The 20,174-nt window shown below is 46.4% G+C and carries 15 protein-coding genes; 4 read left to right on the top strand and 11 right to left on the bottom strand.

What is annotated here, in order from left to right; translation table 11 throughout:
- Positions 1–324: 324 nt before the first annotated feature.
- A complete protein-coding gene (locus HYR79_05075; protein ID MBI1821065.1) occupies positions 325–1,254 on the top strand; it encodes a UDP-3-O-acyl-N-acetylglucosamine deacetylase in 930 nt (309 codons plus the stop codon).
- A 368-nt stretch (positions 1,255–1,622) separates the two neighbouring features.
- Here the strand turns inward: HYR79_05075 and HYR79_05070 are convergent, their stop codons facing one another.
- Complete coding sequence (locus HYR79_05070) at positions 1,623–2,159, bottom strand: winged helix-turn-helix domain-containing protein (GenBank protein ID MBI1821064.1); 537 nt, start codon at positions 2,157–2,159, stop codon at positions 1,623–1,625.
- Positions 2,160–2,712: 553 nt separating this feature from the next.
- On the opposite strand from HYR79_05070, the gene HYR79_05065 reads away from it, so the two are divergent.
- A complete protein-coding gene (locus HYR79_05065; GenBank protein ID MBI1821063.1) occupies positions 2,713–4,956 on the top strand; it encodes an FG-GAP repeat protein in 2,244 nt (747 codons plus the stop codon).
- A gap of 2 nt (positions 4,957–4,958) precedes the next feature.
- Here HYR79_05065 and murJ read toward each other — a convergent pair whose 3' ends face one another.
- Together murJ and HYR79_05055 are read right to left on the bottom strand one after the other, a co-directional pair.
- Complete coding sequence (gene murJ / locus HYR79_05060) at positions 4,959–6,518, bottom strand: murein biosynthesis integral membrane protein MurJ (GenBank protein ID MBI1821062.1); 1,560 nt, start codon at positions 6,516–6,518, stop codon at positions 4,959–4,961.
- Between the two features lie 62 nt (positions 6,519–6,580).
- Complete coding sequence (locus HYR79_05055) at positions 6,581–7,699, bottom strand: tRNA-dihydrouridine synthase (protein MBI1821061.1); 1,119 nt, start codon at positions 7,697–7,699, stop codon at positions 6,581–6,583.
- Between the two features lie 125 nt (positions 7,700–7,824).
- Between HYR79_05055 and rpsT the strand changes: the two genes are divergently transcribed.
- Positions 7,825–8,094, top strand: a complete 270-nt coding sequence (gene rpsT, locus HYR79_05050) for a 30S ribosomal protein S20 (GenBank protein ID MBI1821060.1) — start codon at positions 7,825–7,827, stop codon at positions 8,092–8,094.
- 9 nt (positions 8,095–8,103) lie between these two features.
- Here rpsT and holA read toward each other — a convergent pair whose 3' ends face one another.
- From holA to HYR79_05030, 4 genes are all read right to left on the bottom strand, one after another.
- Positions 8,104–9,114, bottom strand: coding sequence for a DNA polymerase III subunit delta (gene holA / locus HYR79_05045; protein MBI1821059.1), 1,011 nt, complete (start codon positions 9,112–9,114; stop codon positions 8,104–8,106).
- Between the two features lie 13 nt (positions 9,115–9,127).
- Positions 9,128–9,691 (bottom strand): LptE family protein, encoded by a 564-nt coding sequence (locus HYR79_05040; GenBank protein ID MBI1821058.1) that lies wholly within the window; start codon positions 9,689–9,691, stop codon positions 9,128–9,130.
- Positions 9,681–12,167, bottom strand: a complete 2,487-nt coding sequence (locus HYR79_05035; protein ID MBI1821057.1) for a leucine--tRNA ligase — start codon at positions 12,165–12,167, stop codon at positions 9,681–9,683. The genes HYR79_05040 and HYR79_05035 overlap by 11 nt, the downstream gene beginning before the upstream one ends.
- A gap of 119 nt (positions 12,168–12,286) precedes the next feature.
- Entirely contained in the window at positions 12,287–15,109 is a 2,823-nt protein-coding gene (locus HYR79_05030) for a hypothetical protein (GenBank protein MBI1821056.1), read from the bottom strand.
- A gap of 454 nt (positions 15,110–15,563) precedes the next feature.
- On the opposite strand from HYR79_05030, the gene HYR79_05025 reads away from it, so the two are divergent.
- Positions 15,564–17,102 carry a radical SAM protein gene (locus HYR79_05025; protein MBI1821055.1) on the top strand — a complete coding sequence of 513 codons (1,539 nt, stop codon included), beginning with the start codon at positions 15,564–15,566 and terminating at the stop codon, positions 17,100–17,102.
- 146 nt (positions 17,103–17,248) lie between these two features.
- Here HYR79_05025 and HYR79_05020 read toward each other — a convergent pair whose 3' ends face one another.
- From HYR79_05020 to HYR79_05005, 4 genes are all read right to left on the bottom strand, one after another.
- Positions 17,249–17,464, bottom strand: coding sequence for a DUF971 domain-containing protein (locus HYR79_05020; protein MBI1821054.1), 216 nt, complete (start codon positions 17,462–17,464; stop codon positions 17,249–17,251).
- Positions 17,465–17,673: 209 nt separating this feature from the next.
- Entirely contained in the window at positions 17,674–18,441 is a 768-nt protein-coding gene (locus HYR79_05015) for a DUF1499 domain-containing protein (protein MBI1821053.1), read from the bottom strand.
- A gap of 106 nt (positions 18,442–18,547) precedes the next feature.
- Complete coding sequence (locus tag HYR79_05010) at positions 18,548–19,324, bottom strand: slipin family protein (GenBank protein ID MBI1821052.1); 777 nt, start codon at positions 19,322–19,324, stop codon at positions 18,548–18,550.
- A 13-nt stretch (positions 19,325–19,337) separates the two neighbouring features.
- Positions 19,338–19,874, bottom strand: a complete 537-nt coding sequence (locus tag HYR79_05005; GenBank protein MBI1821051.1) for a hypothetical protein — start codon at positions 19,872–19,874, stop codon at positions 19,338–19,340.
- Positions 19,875–20,174 lie beyond the last annotated feature (300 nt).

Raw genomic sequence — 20,174 nt, 5'->3', positions numbered from 1 at the left:
ACCAAGACAGGTTGGCAGCATCCAAATGGAGACCCTGGCATGCGATTGTCTCTTGCATAGGAGACAATATGCCATATATGGATTTGGAAGTCCAGCAAAAAATGAAACCTTACTTTAGGCGGGGGAGACCTGAGTAGTTACATTTTTTTTAAAAATTGTTGTAAAAAAAATACAATAGATTCGGTATTGAGTTGTAAACATGCCACATTAATTTTAAATTAAAAAAAAATAAACTAATAAAGTCAAAGGTTTATTTAAAAAAAATGAATTAAATTAATGGCATGATAATTGCTTTATTTTTTTGTGAATTTATTAAGGAATGATATGTCTTTATTTCAACAAACTATTGGGAATCCGATTCAAATAGAAGGAATCGGTTTACATTCCGGGAAAAAAGTTAAAATGGTCCTTTTACCGGCTCCTCCATCTTCAGGCATTCATTTCATTTCGACCCAAAAAACTAAAAAAATTAAATTTAAAGCTAGCGTTCATCATATCACAAAAACCACGCTTTCCACTACTTTAGGTCTGGGAATCAAAGATAATGAACAGGTTCATACTGTCGAGCATCTCTTATCCGCCCTTTACGGCCTGGAAATTGATAACGTCACGATTCACTTAAATGATATCGAAGTCCCCATCATGGACGGTAGCGCACTCCCTTTTGTGCAACTGATAACAAAAGCAGGAACGGTCAGGCAAAACAGGGAAAAGTCCTTTCTCCGAATCTTAAAGAAAATCCAGGTCGAAGAAAAAGGAAAATCTCTATCCATTCTTCCCTTTTCGGGCTCTAAAATTAGTTATTCGATTGATTTTGACAATCCCTTGATCGCGCAGCAAAATTATACTCTTAACTTTTCAAAACATAATTTTATCAACGAGATCGCTCCCGCCAGAACCTTTGGATTTTTAAATGAAGTGGAGGAACTGCAAAAAAGGGGGTTAATTCAGGGTGGGTCGCTTGATAACGCGGTTGTGGTTGATCAAGGAGCAATTTTAAATAAGGAAGGTCTTCGCTTCCCGGACGAATTCGTGAGACACAAAATTCTTGACTTGATTGGAGACTTTTCGCTTTTAGGTCACCCGATTCAAGGCCATATTACAGCTCATTGCGCCGGTCATACCCTCCACGCCAGGTTAATGGAAAAACTGGTACAGAAAACAGAATCATGGGAACTGGTCGAAGCACACCCTTTTATTTCTCCTAACGCCTCAGTTCTTCCGACCCCGGTCTCTCTAACCTCCCCCTGCTAGTCTCCTGTCCCTAACGGAGGACTTTACACTGACCTTGTCATTGCGAGGAGGGAATTCCTTATAAAGTCAAGTAGTCTGTTTTTTGAAAAAAAATTGCTGGGAGCAAGAAAAGACTCCCAGCAATCATAAAAACAAACTATTTTTTCTTTGCAGGTTTTTTTGCAGCTGCCTTTTTCTTGGCTGGTGCCTTCTTTTTCACTGTGGCCAACGTGAACTCACCCCCTTTCAAAAAAGTCAATTTGCCTTTTGCAGGATAAAAAAGGAAAAAACCCTTTTTAAGATTATTTCCTAACCTGCCGCTGACACTCTTCGACCGTAGTAAACCGTCTACTGAATTTCTTCTTAAAAAAAGGAATTCTTAACGATAGCTAAGCGGTTGATTCTACCGGTACTTCTTCCGTAATTTCAAAGGTATTAGGTGCTACTTTTTTAAAACGTTTATCTCGATTCAATGAAATGGAAATCGAAGTAACCGGCGTTTTTCCACGAATCCGAATGCCTCCTTCAACCAGTTTTTGAAGGATTTCCTTCGCGTGCATCGCTTTTCCGTGATCTTTTAATAAAAGAAAAGCGGCCTGCGGGACACTCAAACCGGCATATTTTGATTTTCTAAAAAGCAGATCTTTGGCTTTTTCGGTCGTATCAGCAATGACAGTCCCCAAGGGGATCTTAACGTTTTTTTCTTTATCAACGAATGAAGAATTGTTTTGGGAAGGGATTCCGGAGGAAATTTTGGCTTTATCGAGCTCGACTCGATATAAGGTTTCAGCCAATTCTAAATATTTTTTTATTGTAATAATCTCGTCTTCCAGCTTATCTTTTTTTTTCTGAAGATCCTGAAGTTTGTTTTTATAGGCGGCGATTCGCTGTTCCAAGCCTCCAATAATATCTTTAAGCTCTTCCATAACCAGCACCTAGCAACCACCTCTATATAGCATGCAATATATAATAGCATAGCCTTATGATACTGTCAAATGTTATTTATCAAAAAATCATAACAAAATGATTAAGGCATCTCTACCTATAACATTTTACATTATTGCGTAGCCTATATATCGTATCTATGCTTCAAACGACCACAACTGGCGATATATCAACATAAAACAAAGTGGGTTCTTTGATCGCAAAGGGCGTTCCAGATGCTTAAAACCATTTTCTGAATGTTTAAGATTAAATGTAACCCTTCAGTGAAGCCCAAGAACAGAGTTAGAAATCTGTCATTGCGAACAAAGTGAAGCAATCTCAATGCCTGGTATGCCATGGATGGAGACTTCGATGAATTTTGCTTATCCAACCTTAATGTCATCATCTAGAGATGAGGATAAATTCATCGGCGTCGGAAGGAATGGCGTTCCAGGCGCTTGAGAACCGTTGACTGAACGATTACGATTAAATCGATTTTAAGTTTGTGAAAATCTTATTTTTGCCCTATAATTCAATGAAAATGTAAGGTTTTGTTTGAAAAAATTTTATTTAAAAAGCTTTTTCCTGGTTTTTTCTTTTTTACTCCCATTGGCCGGGTGCGCCCCCCGTGACGCCTCGCCACCGATCATTTCTCTCTTCCCTTCCCCCAACCTCACCCATCATCCGATTTTTTCACTAAGAGGAACAAAAACCCCGGGGACAGCCGTTTTAATCAATGACCAGGTCGTCATTCCCTTTGATAACACCTCCTTTTGGAGCGGTGAGGTTAATCTGGCCACGGGGAATAACACCCTTCTCGTAAAAAGCGTTAATTCATTCGGTAATGAAAGCTCTCCGATTCGGATGACCGTTACGTTGGACACGACCCCTCCCTCTTCCCCCGTCATTACCTCCCCATCTCCCTTAACGTCAATGAATAGCCCGGTTTCCATGCAAGGCACCAAAGACCCGGATACCGATGTTTTATTAAATGGGAAAGAAATCGTCTCTTTCACGCCATCCAACCTCTGGTCTTATACCTATTCCCCTCTGCAGGTTACCACTCCTCTTCAATTGACCTCTAAAAACAAGCTTGGGAACCTGAGCCCCCCCAATGCGGCAACTCTGGTCTATACCGGTGCTTTATCTCCAGCCCCTCCTCTTATTGCTCCCCTGGATGGTGAAAGTTTTAAAAGTAGCGCCGCTACAAATTTACTCCTCTTCGCCTGGACCAACACCGGCTCTTCTACTTATCGGATTCAGATTTCTAATTCACCCGATTTCGCCACCCCCCTGACCATAGATTTTAGCAACATTCACACTTCGCCTTACACTTTAATAGATATGCGGTCGATTCTTTTACCCGGGATTTATTACTGGCGTGTGGGGGCATACGATTCCTCATCCAATCTTTTTTTCAGTTCCCCCCGAAATTTTTTTTATGGAAAAGTCACTGGCGATTTTAACGGCGATGGTTATGCCGACATTCTCGTCGGAGCGGAAGGAACGAAAGGCCCCGGACAGGTAAAGGTTTTTTTTGGAAGAAACGGCTATCCAAACCTGACTCCAGATCTGGTTTTACAGGGTGAAAACGGGCAAGACCTCTTTGGAACCGCTCTTGCGGCAGGTGATTTAAACGGGGACGGCTATGACGATATCATCGTTGGGGCCTACCACAACAGCGCGGGAGGAGACTTTGCCGGTAGAGTCTATCTCTATTTTGGGGGGCCGACACTCCATACAACGCCGGATAAGATCCTTACCGGTTTTGCCGCCGGCGAACAGTTTGGAGTCTCAGTCTCTTCCGGGCAAGACATTAATCGCGACGGATATGACGACCTGCTGATCGGAGCTAATTTAAACAGCGTCAAAGGGGCACGTTCCGGGAGAGCTTATCTCTTTTTAGGAAGGCCGATTCTATCCTCTTACCCTGACAGGGTCTTTAATGGCGAAAACCCAGACGATCATTTTGGAATATCGGTTAGTCTGGCAGGTGATGTCAACGGCGATGGGTTTCCCGATTTTCTAATCGGGGCCGGTGGAAACGGCACGGCGACTCACCAGGGCAAGGCTTATCTTTATTATGGCGAGGCGGAGCTGGGAAACCAGCCGCAGATGACATTTAGCGGAAATTCTCCGGGAGACTCTTTTGGCCGCATGGTCCAGGGGGTCAAAGATGTGAATGGCGATGGATTCGATGACTTTCTGATCGGCGCTCCTTATCATGCCAGTCAAACTGGAAAATTGGAGGCAGGAGAGGCCTATCTCTACCAGGGGGGCCCGAATCTAAACTCTACCCCAGACCTGACGCTTCGAATTCCGGGCAGCATCGACGCTTCACATGCTGATTTTGGTTTTTCCGCTGCCTCTCTTGGAGATATTCCACGGACTGCCGGAACGCCTCCGACTCCTTTTAAAGATGGTTACGCCGATTTCATCATCGGGGCTTATGGTCAAATTACTCAGACCGGAATCGATCCAACAACAGGAAAAGTGATAACAATCGCTGCCGCCGGCGAAGCTTACCTTTTCACCGGGGGAAGCACCCCCTCCCCCGATTTCGTTATGATCCTCGGTTCAGGAAATAACGGCTCCAACGAATCGTTTGGAGTCTCTCTCTCTTCTCCGGGAGACTTTGACGGCGATGGTTACGCGGACTTAATCATCGGGGCCATGACGGCAGACCAGGCCAAAGGAAGAGCCTATTATTATAACGGAGTCAATTTGCCGAAAACATCGCAGGATTGGACGTTATACGGTTCGGCGGCCCAGGAAGGGTTCGGTTTCGGCGTTCGTTAAAGTTACGCTTTGTCTCTTTTGAGCATTTTCCAGATAAACTGGAGTTCTTCCCCCTTCATCCAGAAGTGAAGCGCAAAATAACTCGCCACGCTGGTAAAAATAGCCGTCCCCGCATAAAATAATTTTTCAAACGTTTCGTCTTTCATCAGCCAGATTCCCATGTCGTTCACCCAATAACAGATCACCGCGATTCCGATAGAAGAAAAAATGACTTTTAAATGGGATTGAAGAATTTTTCTGAAACCCAGATTTCCAATTTTTTTTCTTAAAATCCAGACCAGAAGACCCATATTTAAAACCGACGCCAGCGACGTGGCCAGAGCCAACCCCCCATGTTGAAGCGGCCCCATTAAAATAAGGCTAAAAAGAATGTTCGCGAAAAGAGAGGCCACGGCAATCTTAACCGGGGTTTTAGTATCCTGTAAAGCATAAAAAACGGGAACGACGATCCGGACTCCGGCAAAGGCCCATAAGCCGAGCGCATAATAAAAAACGGCTGTTGCCGTCCCTTGCGTTGCCGCAAAGGTAAAATCACCGTGTTGAAATAAAATCTGTACGATGGGAACCCTTAAAAAAACAAGGCCGATCGTTGCGGGGAAGGCGATAAAAAAAACAAGCCTCAACCCAAACGAAAAACTCTCCTTGAGACCCTCGATATCTTTTTTCGCGGCACTGGCGGAAAGAGAAGGTAAAATGGCGGTTGCGACGGCAATGGCAAATATTCCCAGCGGAAAATGAATTAAACGAATGCCGTAATAAAGATAGGTCACGCTCCCTTCTGCGAGACGGGAAGCAAGATGGGTATTGACCAGCAGATTGATCTGGGCTACGGAAAGACCGAGAAGCGACGGTAAAATCAGGGTAAAAACCTTTTTTACCCCGGAATCTCTCACCTGGAAGTTTAGCCGGAAGGGCATCCCGCTCTTATAAAGGGCCGGTAATTGAAAAAGAAACTGAACCAGTCCGCCCAACGTTACCGCAATGGCAATCCCGACAATCGGATCCTTTAAAAACCAGGTAAAAATAAAAATACTGATAATGATGACCAAATTATCCACCGCCGGAGCCAGAGCGGGAATTCCAAACAAACGGATGGAGTTGAGAACCCCCATGACCAGAGCAGCCAGACCGATAAATAAAAGATACGGAAACATGATCCGTGTGAGATCGATCGTCAGATCCAGCTTTCCCCCCTCATGGGTAAATCCGGGGGCGATCAGGGGAACAATCCAGGGTGAAAAGATAATTCCCAGCGTGCATACGATTAAAAGAATACCGAGCAGAATGGTAAAGACCTTGCAGGCGAGATCCCACGCCTCCTGTTTCGACCGTGTCGTCCAGTATTCAGTAAAGACAGGGATGAACCCGGCCGACATCGACCCTTCCGCAAGCAGTTCTCTCAAAAGGTTGGGAATCCGATAGGCGACATAAAACGCGTCGGTAGCAAGCCCTGCACCCAGGCGCGCGACAACCATGTCGCGGATCAATCCTAAAATCCGGCTGGTTAAAGTGGCCAAACCAATTTTTCCGGCAGCCTTTGTAATTCTTTTGGTTTCACTCATGTACCGGGCCCCAAAAATTTATATTCAGGCAAACAATCATGATGAAGGTTTAAAGAAAGATTTTAAGACAGGGAATGACGGATTTTGGATTGGGAGGCCTGCCAATTTTTATAGGCCAATAAAGGGTCCCACATCGCGCCGGTGGCGCTCATTGAGGCGTCAGCCCCCGTTTTCTCGTAGGAGAGAATATCTTCGACGGTCATGATACCGCCGACCCCGATCACTGAAAAATCAAGCCGGTGGCGGTTTCGAATCTCAACGGTTCGTTCCGTTTGTTTGAGACCGCAGTTGCGGATAGCGGCCCCGCAAACACCCGATTGAAGCCGCCCGGGACCGGGAAGCGCCTGGCTTCCATCCGGTTTAACGACTTTAAAGGAAAGGGTATTAATACCGGAAATCCCTTCGATATAGGGGGCATTGGCCAGAATAACCTTTTCCAGTTTTTGATCATCGGAAATATATCCCATTTTAATGATCAGAGGGGTTCCCTTTAGAGCCTGACGGACCTTTTTCGAGATCGTTGAGGACGCGTCAGGATCTGTAAAAATGCTTCCTTCTCCGGTGGTTACATTTGGACAGGAAAGATTAATTTCTACGATATCCGCCCCTGCCTCTTTCGCCAAAATAGCGGCTCGCGCGTAATCTTCCGCCAGATCTTTCCCCTTTTGGGGGGTTCCAACCACGCTGAGGATAAAGAGCTGCCCGGCCTCAAGAAAGGCTTTGGCTTTTTCCGCATCCTCTTGCCAAACCGAGGGATCCCGGGAAGGCATGCCAAACGAATTGGTAATGGAAACGGGCCGTTCCTCTTCCTCCGGGTGAGGAGTTGGATTCTCGGCCACCAGGGTATGCCCGAAATCCTGTTCTTCAAGCTGGCCGAACACATTTAAAACCATACAGTTTGGAGCAGGATGGGCCGGATGGGCGGAAGTCCTAACGGTTTTGTAAACAAGGAGATCAAACCCTAATTTCGCGTAAAGGGCAATCCACCTGGCGTTTAATAAAGGGCCGGCGGGAACTCCAAAACGGGAATTGACTTTAAACCCCATAAAATTTTGAGAGGGGGAAATCTCTCTTTTCGGGATGCCGCCTGTAAAAAGAGGCCCCTCCTGATAATTGGTTTCGTAGGACCGATCGATTTGATACGTTGGAGGAAGTTTCGATTTTAAAATTTTATTGTTCATTTTGAAGAGGAGTATAGCACAGGAAGCAAAAGCATACAAAAATAAAATAAGAGATTGCGCTTTAAATTAAAATATGGTATAAAAAGTGTTTATTTTTTAAATTCTCAGCAAAGGACACACGAACAATGCCGATCCATCAAGATGCGATTAAAAAAGAGCGCCAAACAAAGCGGAAAAATGAGCGGAACCGGGTTATCACCTCTTCCCTGAAGACCTCTACGAAAAAAGTTCTATCCGCCGTTGAAGAAAAAAACATCGACGCGGCTAAAACTGCCTTACTGGAAATGACCTCCCTGATGGACAGCGCGGCCAGTAAAGGAGTGATTCATCACAACACGGCTGGACGCAGAGTCTCAAGGTTGACCCGGAAAATCAACGAACTCGCCTCTAAATAACGCCCCTGTTCATTTTTGCAGGCTCGATGAACTGTAGAGAGGCTTCCCGCTACAGAGGTCCAGGATAAGCGATTCCATAACCCGGTCGGGCGGACGGGTATTCCCCTTAAGCTGAAAATCCGCTTCCAGACAAAGCCTGAACGCCCCTTCCAGCTCATTCCTGGAATAAAGGGTGGCGTGTTTGTAGATTTCGGAAAGAAAAAACTCCGGGATTCCCAAGCTTTTTGAAACCTCCATCCGGGAAAATCCTGACCTTTTACACTCCCCCAGTTTAAGGAGGCTTCTGAAATGGCGTACCAACATGGCCAATAAAACCAGCGGCTGTTCCCCGTCTCCAAGGAAACTGGCCAAAAGCGTCATCGCTCGAGGCTGGTTTTTATTTCCAACAGCATTCACCAGATCAAAAACGGAAAAACTTCGATGGCCGCGGGTTATCGCGTCGCAATCCTGAAAAGTAATTTTTTTCCTCACCCCGATATAAGACCTTAACTTTTCAAGTTCAACCGAAAGCTTTGAAAGATCAGAGCCCATTTCCGTCTTTAAGAATAAAAGGGCGGGTTCCTCAATTTCAAGGGACGAGTCCCTTAAAAAATTCCTGATCCAGGGTCCGACCTGGTTTTCATACAACTTGCCGCAGGAAATCAATTTTCCCTTTTCTTTAAACCGGATAAAAAAACCCTTTCTCATATCCGCTTTTTCCGCCACAACCACCAGACAGGTGGAGGGGAGAGGATTATTCAGATAGGGAACCAGTTTTTCCAGTTCTTTCGAGGGAATCAGTTCGGCTTCTCTAATAATCACCAATCTTTTTTCTGAAAAAACGGGAAAGGTTTGGGCGACGTTTAAGACTTCTTCCATTTCCAGAAACGAACCGAAAAAGAGATGATAATTAAAATCAGCCAAACCCGGATCTATGAGATGGTCTCTAATTTTTTTCAAGTGCTCGGCCACCAGAAACTCTTCGTCTCCCGTAATGAGTACCAGGGGAGGAATGGTTTCTTTTTTAACAGCTTCTTTCATCAAACCCTCTAATCTAACGATAGAGATGCAGGATTTCGCTTAACGTGTCCTCCGCCAACACCTTGCTCACCTCATCAATCGCCCGGTCAAGCGCGGCGCGGTTGACAGACGAATCCGCGCTGACATAGTAATCCGCCGTTCCGGTAATACCTGATTTCTGCCAGAGATTTTTTGCGGTTTTTGAATCTTTAAGGACCATGTTCAGGACCACCGATATCCGGTATTCCGTGGCCGCGTTTTGGTTTTTTGAATCAAACGAAAGAGGAGACTGTCCAAACGAAACGACCTGGCCCTCCAGAACCATATCGGCGTTTTCACGGAACGCAACGAGCTTTAAATGCCCATCCATAATGACCTGCTGGCGAAACCTCCGCGTGACCGCGTTTTCAATCAACGGCTCAAAAGTTTTATTGTTGAAAACAGGGATCGCAATGCGGGAAATGTAACCGCCTGTTTGTTCCTGTTCCGTCTCCTTAATCAGGTTTGACGGGGGAGATTTTTCCAATGAAGCCTGATAACCGCATCCCCCTAAAAAAACAAACAGAAGAAATCCGCAGAGTGACTCTTTAGGTCGCAACGATGTTAACCAGTTTTTTTTCCACATAGATCACCTTTACAATATTTTTGTTTTGAACCCATTCCAAAATTTTGGAATCGGCTAAAGCGCTTTGTTTAATGGACTCCTGTTCAGCATCAAAGGGAACGGTCAATTTTCCACGCAGTTTTCCATTCACTTGAATCACGATGGTCATCTCATCGGCAACCAGGGCCTTCGGACTATAGGAAGGCCAGGATTGATTAACCCCGGGATCAAAAATCGGTCCGGGTTCCCCCAAACTTTCCCACAACTCTTCCGCGATATGAGGCGCAAAGGGGGAGAGGAGCAGGACAAAATTCCTGAGGGTGAATTTTAACACCCCTGGATCGAGCGTGGCCGGCCTTGAGATATAGTCGGTTACCGTATTAAATAATTCCATTAACGCCGCCACCGCGGTATTAAAATGAAAATCTTTCTCCATATCTTCCGTGATCTTTTTAATCGTCTGATGGGTCTTTCTTAAGAGGACCCTGGCTTCAGGGGTGGAGGATTGGGCGGATGAAGCCGTTTTTTTCCACAACTCCTGATAGGCATAATAAACGTTCCACACTTTGTTTAAAAATCGGTGGGACCCTTCAACCCCTTGATCATTCCATTCAAGATCTTTTTCAGGGGGCGCCGCAAAAAGAGAAAAGAGCCGGGACGTATCCGAACCGTACGTATCGATTAAATAGTCGGGGTCCACGATATTCCCTTTTGATTTTGACATCTTAGCCCCATCCTTTATGACCATTCCCTGGGTCAGAAGGTTGGAGAAAGGCTCCCCGATTGAAATCACGCCCAGATCACGGAGCGCCTTGGTAAAAAAGCGGGCATAAAGAAGGTGAAGGACGGCATGCTCTATCCCTCCGACATATTGATCGACCGGAAGCCAGTAAGCGGCTTTTTTAGGATCGACCGGATGGCTTTCAGAATGAGGCGAGGTATATCTTAAAAAATACCAGGAGGAATCGACAAAAGTATCCATCGTATCGGTTTCCCGTCTGGCTTCCTTTTGACACTTCGGGCAACGGGTGTGACTAAATTCCCTGGATTCCTCAAGAGGCGACCCTCCTTTTCCGGTAAAAGGAACGTCGGTGGGAAGAAGTACGGGAAGCTGATCTTCTGGAACAGCTTGAACTCCGCACTCTTTGCAATAAACCATCGGAATCGGTGTTCCCCAATACCGTTGGCGGGAAACCCCCCAATCCCTCAACCGGTAATTAATTTTTAGTTTTCCTTTTCCGTCTTTAACCAGAAATTCCGTAATCTTCCCTTTGGCCTCTTCAGAAGGGATGCCATTAAATGGCCCCGAATCGGTCAACATTCCGGGTGAGACATAGGCTTCGTGAAGCGTATCTTCCGAAAAGATCTGTCGCGGGCTTTGAATGACGACCTTAATCGGAAGATGATATTTTTTGGAAAATTCAAAATCTCTCTGGTCATGCGCGGGGACCGCCATGACTGCGCCTGTTCCATATTCGAGGAGAACAAAATTAGCCACCCAAACCGGAATTTTACTCCCGGTTAAAGGATGAATGGCATAAGCCCCGGTGAAAACGCCCTCTTTCCCGGCAGATTCCGAGGTCCGGGTTTCTTTATCCTGTTTTTTTATCTGTTCAATAAAGGCCCGAACCTTTTCTGCCTGCGGGGTGTTCTTGGATAAAACCGCCGCAAGGGGATTTTCCGGGGCAATACTCATAAACGTTACCCCATAGAGGGTGTCCGGACGGGTCGTGAAAACCGTAATCGCTTCTTTTCTCCCTTCCAACGGAAAATCGATTTCGGCGCCAACACTCTTCCCGATCCAGTTTTTCTGCATGGTGATGACCCTCTCGGGCCATTTGCCCAAACGATCGTGATCGGCCAGCAGCTCCTCCGCGTAAGCGGTAATTTTAAAAAACCACTGGTCCAGCTCCTTTTGGATGACCTCCGTTTCACATCGCCAACATTTCCCTTCCTCCACTTGCTCATTGGCCAGTACCGTCACACAGGAAGGACACCAGTTGACAAATGACTTTTTCTTATAGGCCAATCCTTTTTCAAATAACTTAACAAAAAACCACTGATTCCACCGGTAATAATCAGGAAGACAGGTGGTCACTTCCCGATCCCAGTCATAGGAAAGACCCATGGCTTTTAATTGTTCCCGCATCGCGGCGATGTTATTGAGCGTCCATTGCGCAGGGGGAACCCTTTTTTGAATCGCGGCGTTTTCCGCCGGGAGGCCGAAAGAGTCCCATCCCATCGGATGCAAGACATGGAAACCTCTCAACCGTTTATAACGGGCGATCACATCCCCTATCGCATAGACACGAACATGGCCCATATGGATTTTTCCGGAAGGATAAGGAAACATTTCCAGGCAATAAAATTTTGGTTTATCCGAATCCTCGTCAACCTTAAAATACTTTCGATCGGTCCAGAGCGTTTGCCACTTTTTCTCTATGACCCTGGGATCATATTTGCTGTCCAACACAACTCCTTGAAGAAGGTTATATCCGGGAAAAGATTAAATCCAAATTTTGGGTTTGAACGGAAAAAAAGTCAAGACAAATCTTGAGGTGACCTTTGAAAAGGGGTCAATGTCCGGGATTAAAATTGGCTGAAAAATATTTCATTATTCAGGGGCAATAAACCAACAGGAGGGGTCATCTGTTGCCAGACCATATCAATCCGGAAACCGTCATTGACAAGCATCGGACGATCCGATGAATCGGGAAAAGGCGACGAAAAATTAACCGGGGGAGTAAATGACGATCCGCCGTTTGGAGAAGAAATCAAAAAAATCTCGTTTTGAACAATATTGTTGTCATTTTTTCGCTGGGACTGATCAGCCCACACGACAACGATGTTTTGCCCTAAAACAGTTATGGCAGGTTCGGCCGCCCCGCCGGAAGAAGAGGTGAGCAACTGGGACACAGGAAAAGTGGAGAGACCCATTGAAGGAAATTGAACCATTCTAATTTGGCTGAATAATGGGGAGGTGTCTTGCCAAACCAGATAAACGGTATTTCCCCCCTGTTGCGTAAGCTTTGGATAGACGGAAGAAGAAGATGGCAAGGGAAAGACGGGAAGTGAAAAAATAATGCCGTCGGAAGATTGGCGAAGATGAATACCCGACTGAGTTTCTGCCCACGTCACCGTAAGATTACCTCCGCTATAAACGAGATCCGGCGTCGCGGCCTGATGTCCGGCGACAAAAGCAGATGACAGTAATACCGGAGGACTGAAACTTGTTCCGGAATTGACAGATTGACGAAAAAATATTTCGCCCTGGGGCGGTTCCATAAGGAAAGGTCGCCAATTGGCTCCCGTCCATTGTAAAACCGGACCGTCTCCCTCAACACCATAGATATTGGTCACCAGCCTTGTCGAATCGGCCAAAATCATTCCCCATAAAGCACGAATGGTAAAATGACCCCCAACGGCCACACTGGTTGCGTCCCATGGCGAGGTGTCAACTTTTTTAATAATTTTTCCGTTGGCCCCCCCGGCATAGATTAGCTTTGTGGAAACCGTGGTCCCGGGAGCAATGTAAGTGGTCCCCCAGATGGCGTTTAATCCGGAGGTCACTCCTGAAGGTTGAGGTGTCCATGAGCCTGTTCCCGCAGAATTGAGAATGACGCCGTTATCCCCCGCAACATAAATATCGGTTGAACTGCTCCCCCAAATGGCATTTAAGTTTATCGTCGTGCCGGAGGTCTGAGAGGTAGAGGACCATCCTAAACCGTCATAATGAAGAATCGTCCCCCCGGCGCCTACCGCGTAAACATCATTGGCGGTGCTTCCCCATACGGCGGTCAACGCAAAAGCCGTCGGAGAAATTTGAGAAGTCCAGGTTATTCCGTCTTTCGAATGAAGAATCACCCCCCCGGCGCCCACCGCATAGACATCGTTAAAACCACTTCCCCACAGACCGTTAAGCGCCGCGGATCCCACCGTCGTAGTCGACCACCCCAACCCGTCATAGGAAAGAATGGTTCCCCCCGCCCCAGCCGCATAAATGACTTTTTTTGACACAGTGGTTCCCGAGGGAATATAAGTCGTTCCCCAGATTGCATTCAGACTGACTGTTGGTTGGGAAAACTCTTTTAACCAGTTATTTCCCTGGTCTGCCGAGTGATAAATATTTCCACCTGTTCCCACGGCGTAAACATCATTTAACGTAGTTCCCCAGACGGAAGTTAAACCATAGCCGGGTAAGACCGAATCATCCTGCCAGACCACAGAAACGGCACTCCCTGAAACCGCTATTTTAGGAGAAAAAGAGTTGCCGGCATTGTCAGACAAGTTAACAGGAGCACTGAAGGTTCCTCCATTATCGTTCGATTGGCTAAAATAGATATCGGTGTTATTAATAGCACTTTCTATATCGTCCCAAATAACATAAATATTTCCGCCGGCGCCGTACGCGATGGAAGGAAAGCCAGAACTCCGGTTCATATCCGAAATGACCCGGGGTGAAAAACTAAAGGTCTGGCCGCCATCCGTCGATCGGGAAAAAAGGATTCGTCCCTTTCCAGAAAAAGTTCCACTATACGAATCGGTCCAAACCATTGCGACGTTGGCTCCAGAAACGGCAATGGCCGGGTGGGTCGATCCACTGGCGTCTTTTGAAATATTCTGCGGGGACGGAAAGAAAAGAAAACGATCGGAAGTGGCCGCTATCCCGGGACTCACCTGTATTGCGCCGCTTTGAATGTTCGAGGGAATGACAGCCCGGACTTCTGAAGGTGAAATCGACGTAACCGGAACAGGAACCAAAGAGAGCGAGCCTGTAAAGGAGGCGGTTGTGGCGCTTCCAAGGAAACCCGTTAACGTCACGGCATCTCCTGCATATCCTCCGGGACAATATAAATTGGGACCCGCCCCTTTGTCTCTTGTCCCCTGAGTCGTTACGGACTGCTCTACAAGATGAGCCGGATCGATAACGCTTAAATTCCCCGCTTCATCACGGGCTCTGACCACAAAGGAATAGGTTGTGTTTGGCGAAAGATTCTTGACCAAATATTGAGGGTGGTTGGTATTGCTCGCTGGAACCTGATACGCAGGGGTAGAAAAGTTTTCGGAGCCCGGCGAGAGGGTCTGATAAATTACGTAGCTAATATTATAGTCGCTGCTCACGGAATCATGCGCGAAAGCCCATTGAAGTAAAACGGCGCCACAAGCTCCCGGAACAGCGGAATCAAGACCTGTTTCCCGACCAAAAACATCTTTTTCAAAGTAGGGCGGATCAATATCGAAACCAAGGCTTTTTCCGGTCAGATTGGCAAAAGGATCCGCGACTTTCGGTGTATCGACACGTCCACAGCCAAAAAAAGAGATGAAAAATAAAGAACCCAAAAGAGGGGATAAGAAACGGAGAAAACTAGCCACCAAGACCAGCGATAGACTTCGCACCCACTTATTAATCATGTCATTGCGAGCACCGAAGGGTGCGTGGCAATCTTATCGTAAAGTCTTGAGATTGCTTCACTTTGTTCGCAATGACAGCTTTCTAACTCTGTTCTTGGGGCATTCTTACCACCCCGGTTTTATCTGAGAGACGGGGGCCAAGACCACGGCAGGGGGATGGAGGAATGAGTCGTGCGTCAGATCGCGGCTCAAAAGATAACCCACCTGCCTGGAGCGCGCTTCATGAGCGTTCCAGGCCGAAGCAAATACGACACAGGAGAAAATCACGGTCGACGCTTTAAGAACAGAGTTAGAAAGCTGTCATTGCGAACAAAGTGAAGCAATCTCAAGACTTTACGATAAGATTGCCACGCACCCTTCGGTGCTCGCAATGACATGATTAATAAGTGGGTGCGAAGTCTATCGCTGGTCTTGGGTCTTGTCCCTGAAAGAGAAATTATGCTAATTTAACGCTATGAATTCATCGATTTTATACGTTTGGCTTCCGGTCTCAAAAATTTATCCGTTAGGAATCACCTATCTGGCCAATTATATTCATTATAAAAGGCCAACGATCCGCCAACATATTCTCGACCTCTCGCTGATTCCCCGGGGAAACCGTAAAAAGGTTTTACGGGAAACGATCCTCGCGAACAATCCGGGAGTCGTCGTCTTTTCATGGCGCGACATTCAAATTTTTGCTCCTCACGAAGGGCACGATTCCATAAAATACGCGTTTAATTTTTACTACTCCTGGAACCCTGTCAAAAAAATCATCTCTTCCTTTTACGGCTTAAAATCACTCTACCAATATTACGACAATATCCATGAATCTCTTTCCTACCCCTGGCAGGTCTTTCGCGAATTCCCTGAAACAATCAGGGTGGTCGGCGGAGGCGCTTTTAATGTCTTCTCCGAACAGGTGATTCATAAACTCCCTGAAGGCACCATCGGAATAATCGGTGAAGGGGAAGAAGCTCTTTTGAAAATCGCCGAGGGAAGGGATTTTTCCGACGAACGTTTTCTCCAGATGAAAAACGGCGCCGTTGATCAGGGCGTTCAGGGAAAGCCGGTTGATTTTGAAGAAATGGAAATTGACCTGTCCTATCAGGAATCGATTTTTCCCCAATACCCGGCCTATCGCGACGAAGTGATCGGCATTCAAACGAAACGGGGATGCCCTTACGAATGCTCATTTTGCGTCTACCCGTACATCGAAGGAAAAGGGGTAAGATATCGTGACCCGGAACGGATCTTAAGGGATATGAAAACTTTTTATGACCGGTGGGGAACGCGGCATTTCTGGTTTACCGATGCCCAATTTATTCCCGGTTCCAGTTCCCTTCCTCACGTCACTCAACTTCTCGAGGGAATTTTAAAAACTCAGATGAAAGTCACCTGGTCCGGGTATATCCGGACCAGTTTGATTTCTCCGGAACTCTCCGAATTAATGGTCAAATCGGGTTTGGGAGATCTGGAGGTGGCGATTACCTCCGGGGATCAGGAAGTTCTGAACGGCATGAAGCTGGGGTTCAGACTGGATAAATTATATGAAGGGGTGGAACATCTTAAAAAAGCGGGCTATCAGGGGAAAATTATTTTAAATTACTCGCTTAATTCGCCAGGCGATAATGAACAAACCCTGCGGGTCAGCGTCGAATCGTTTAAGAAAATTGTTTCTATCCTGGGAGAAGATCGCGTCGTCCCGGTTCTCTTTTTCCTGGGGATTCAACCTCATACTGACCTGGAGGCGGAACTGATTGAATCGGGTTATCTCAAGAAAGGGTATAACCCGCTTTCGCTCAACCCCTTTGCCATTAAAAAAGTGCTTTATAACCCCCCTCCCTTAAGCAAGGTCATCGCAAAAGCTTGTTTTAAAGCCTGGAATCAAACCATCCAGCAAACAAAACAGTCTCAGGTTCAGGAAAAATATGCCGATAAATTTTTAAAGCAGGCGGTTGAAAAAAATTACGGGAGGGCTGTATTCGCAGCCCTCGACCAGGATCTACCCTGATCCGCTGATAACGGGCCATCTGCTTCGTTGTCACTGCGAACCCGCGTCCTCACGTACAACCTCCGTACGCTCCGGGGCGGATTCTTGCTCCGCCTTGCACCTGACCCATTCTCAGCGGCCAGGTTTTAACTCTCTCAGTTTTTTTCTCAAGGGGTTTTACAGAAAGGGCAGGGACAAATTTCCCTCAGATAATCAAAAGAAAAAATCCCGGTGTTGTGCCCGTCTGTAAAAGAGATATTCAGGGCATAATTCCCGACCAGCTCCATCTCTTTGACTTCCACGGTTTCGTAAACCGGGCCCGAAATGACCCTCAGCGAGCTTTTAGGCTGGTTTCTGAATTTAAGACATTCGGCCCATGACAACAAGGGAATGGCACCCAGGAACAGAGATAGGATTTGTAACTCCTTGTTTTGCCTGTCATCGCGAGCGCCCGCAGGGTGCGTGGCGATCTCGGTTCACGATGGCGAGATTGCTTCGCTTCGCTCGCAATGACAACTTTCTATCGCTGTTCTTGGGTGGCATTCCAGGCGCTTGAGAACTCATGACTGAATCGTTACAACCCATATCCAGCTTATTCTATTTCTTCCAGTTTTTTCAGATAATTTTGAATCCGTTTGGCGTTGGTGCCGACATCGCTCACCCCGACCCGTGAAACCGAACGGACATCGATACGGCTACCGCCGCTCGAAGGTGTAATTCGAATGACAATGTCATCCTTAAACCCAAACCATAAGGTGGTATCGGTTGCTTCGATCCGTCGATCAGACGGATTGACATCCACAATTTTCCATCCCATTTTCTCTGCTGTTGACAGGGATCTCTGAAAAGCCTGGTCTGGCGTCATTGACATCACTACCGGTTTTATTTCCGGATATCCTTTTCTTTGAAGCGCGGCAATTTCCGGGCCGCCATAAACGACAGAATTTGACGCGTCTTTTCGCAAAGGAAGGATCGCTGAAAAACCGGGAGGATTATCCGGATCAGTCGTAATATCATGAATTCGTGGAACATTTTTGGCCACCCAGATAAATTTTAAAGGAATGGAAACAAGAAAAAGGCTGATCAATAACGGAGGAAGCGCTAAAGGAAATCTCCTGTTGTATTCCCCCCCCGGCCCTTTATAAATCCCGATCATCGTCAAACACAGAGTGATCAGCGCGCCAAAAAACGCATATTTCAAAATCTCAAAGCCGGTTCGGAAATTCCACCATCCCAAACGATTTCCAAAACCCGACAGAAAATAGGCCAGTAAAGTGAATACACTCAGCCAGACCGCCAGCCTCAAAAAAATGGATTCCATCGAATGACTCCTCCGGCCCGATTCGATTCCCTTTTCCATCCTGAACCTTTCTTTTTTCAACGGATTTTCTGAACTGTTTTAATTTGAAATCTTTTAAACTTTATCAGCTTTTAGCTTGTCCAGCGAACAGCGGGTTTCCCGCCGTTTATTCCGCGTCCTTTTTTGATTTCTGTCTAAAGGGTTCTAAAAAATCGAGCGGAACAGGGAAAATGATGGTCGAATTTTTTTCCGCGGCAATCTCCGTTAAAGTCTGAAAATACCTGAGCTGCAACGCGATGGGGTTTTGCTGAATGACATTTCCGGCGTCGGCCAATTTTTGGGAGGCCTGAAACTCTCCTTCCGCGTGAATGACCTTGGCCCTTCTCTCCCGTTCGGCTTCTGCCTGTTTGGCGATGGCCCTCAACATCTCCTGAGGAAGATCGACGTTTTTCACCTCAACCGTTGAGACTTTAATTCCCCACGGTTCGGTCTGCTGATCAATGATTCTCTGAAGAGCCAGATTAATTTCCTCTCTTTTAGACAACAAATCATCGAGCAGGTTCTGGCCCAAAACGCTTCGAAGCGTGGTTTGAGCGATCTGAGAGGTCGCATAAAGATAATTTTCAACCTGCAAAATGGCTTTCTGAGAATCAATGACCCTAAAATAAATGACTGCTGAAACCTTAACGGAAACGTTGTCCCGGGTAATGATATCCTGGGGAGGCACTTCCATCGCGACCGTCCTTAAAGGGACCTTCACCATCTTATCAATTCCAGGAATAAGGATAATTAAACCAGGCCCGGTCCCCCCGATTAAAGCGTTGCTGATCCGTCCCAGGCGAAAAATAACCGCCCGTTCGTATTCTCTCAGCACCCTGACGCCATTTAATAAGAAGATCACAATGATGACGATAAAAATAACGGGGAAAGATAAGAACTCCATCGATTATTCTCCTTTACGCGGATTTATATTTTTTAACCTCCAAAACCATATCCTTAACTTTAACAACGACGACCTTTTCGTGAGCCGAGACCGGTTCTTCGCTAACGGCATTCCAAAATTCCCCTTTGATGAAGACCGTCCCTTGAGGATCAAGATTAGTTTGAGCCATTCCAATTTCATTTACAAGAGATTCTACCCCGGTTTGAACGGGGCTTTTCAACGCCTTTACCGCCATTCCGAGGATAAAGACAAAAAAGAAGACCGTCGCCGAAGTCATTGAAAAAATCAGACCCCATGAAATTGAAAGGGTGGAGGCGGGAGTGCGATAGAGAAGAAGTGAGCCCAGGGTCAGCGAAATGGCCCCTCCGATCGTCAATAATCCATAGCTTTGAACCTTGATTTCAGCGACAAATAAGAGAATCCCCAGAAGAATAAGCAAAAGCCCGGCATAATTAATGGGCAGGGTCTGAAAGGAGTAAAACGCCAGGATCAGACAGATGCCTCCCACAATCCCGGGTAAAACAGCCCCTGGATTGTACAATTCAAACAAAAGTCCATAAACTCCCAACAACATTAAAATATAAGGTAACTACTCAGGTCTCCCCCGCCTAAAGTAAGGTTTCATTTTTTGCTGGACTTCCAAATCCATATATGGCATATTGTCTCCTATGCAAGAGACAATCGCATGCCAGGGTCTCCATTTGGATGTGGCCAACCTGTCTTGGTTACAAGACTGGATCAAGCGGCATCCCGACTGGAGTCGCAAACGTTTAGCCCTCGAGTTATGTCGGCAATGGGATTGGCGCACCTCCACCGGGCGACTCAAGAACTACGCCGCCCGCAGTTTTCT

The sequence above is a fragment of the Nitrospirota bacterium genome, from assembly GCA_016178585.1.
In the GTDB taxonomy this organism is placed as follows: domain Bacteria; phylum Nitrospirota; class Nitrospiria; order JACQBW01; family JACQBW01; genus JACOTA01.
The sequence above is the reverse complement of the archived record's forward strand: the minus strand, read 5'-3'. Positions and strand labels throughout refer to the sequence as shown.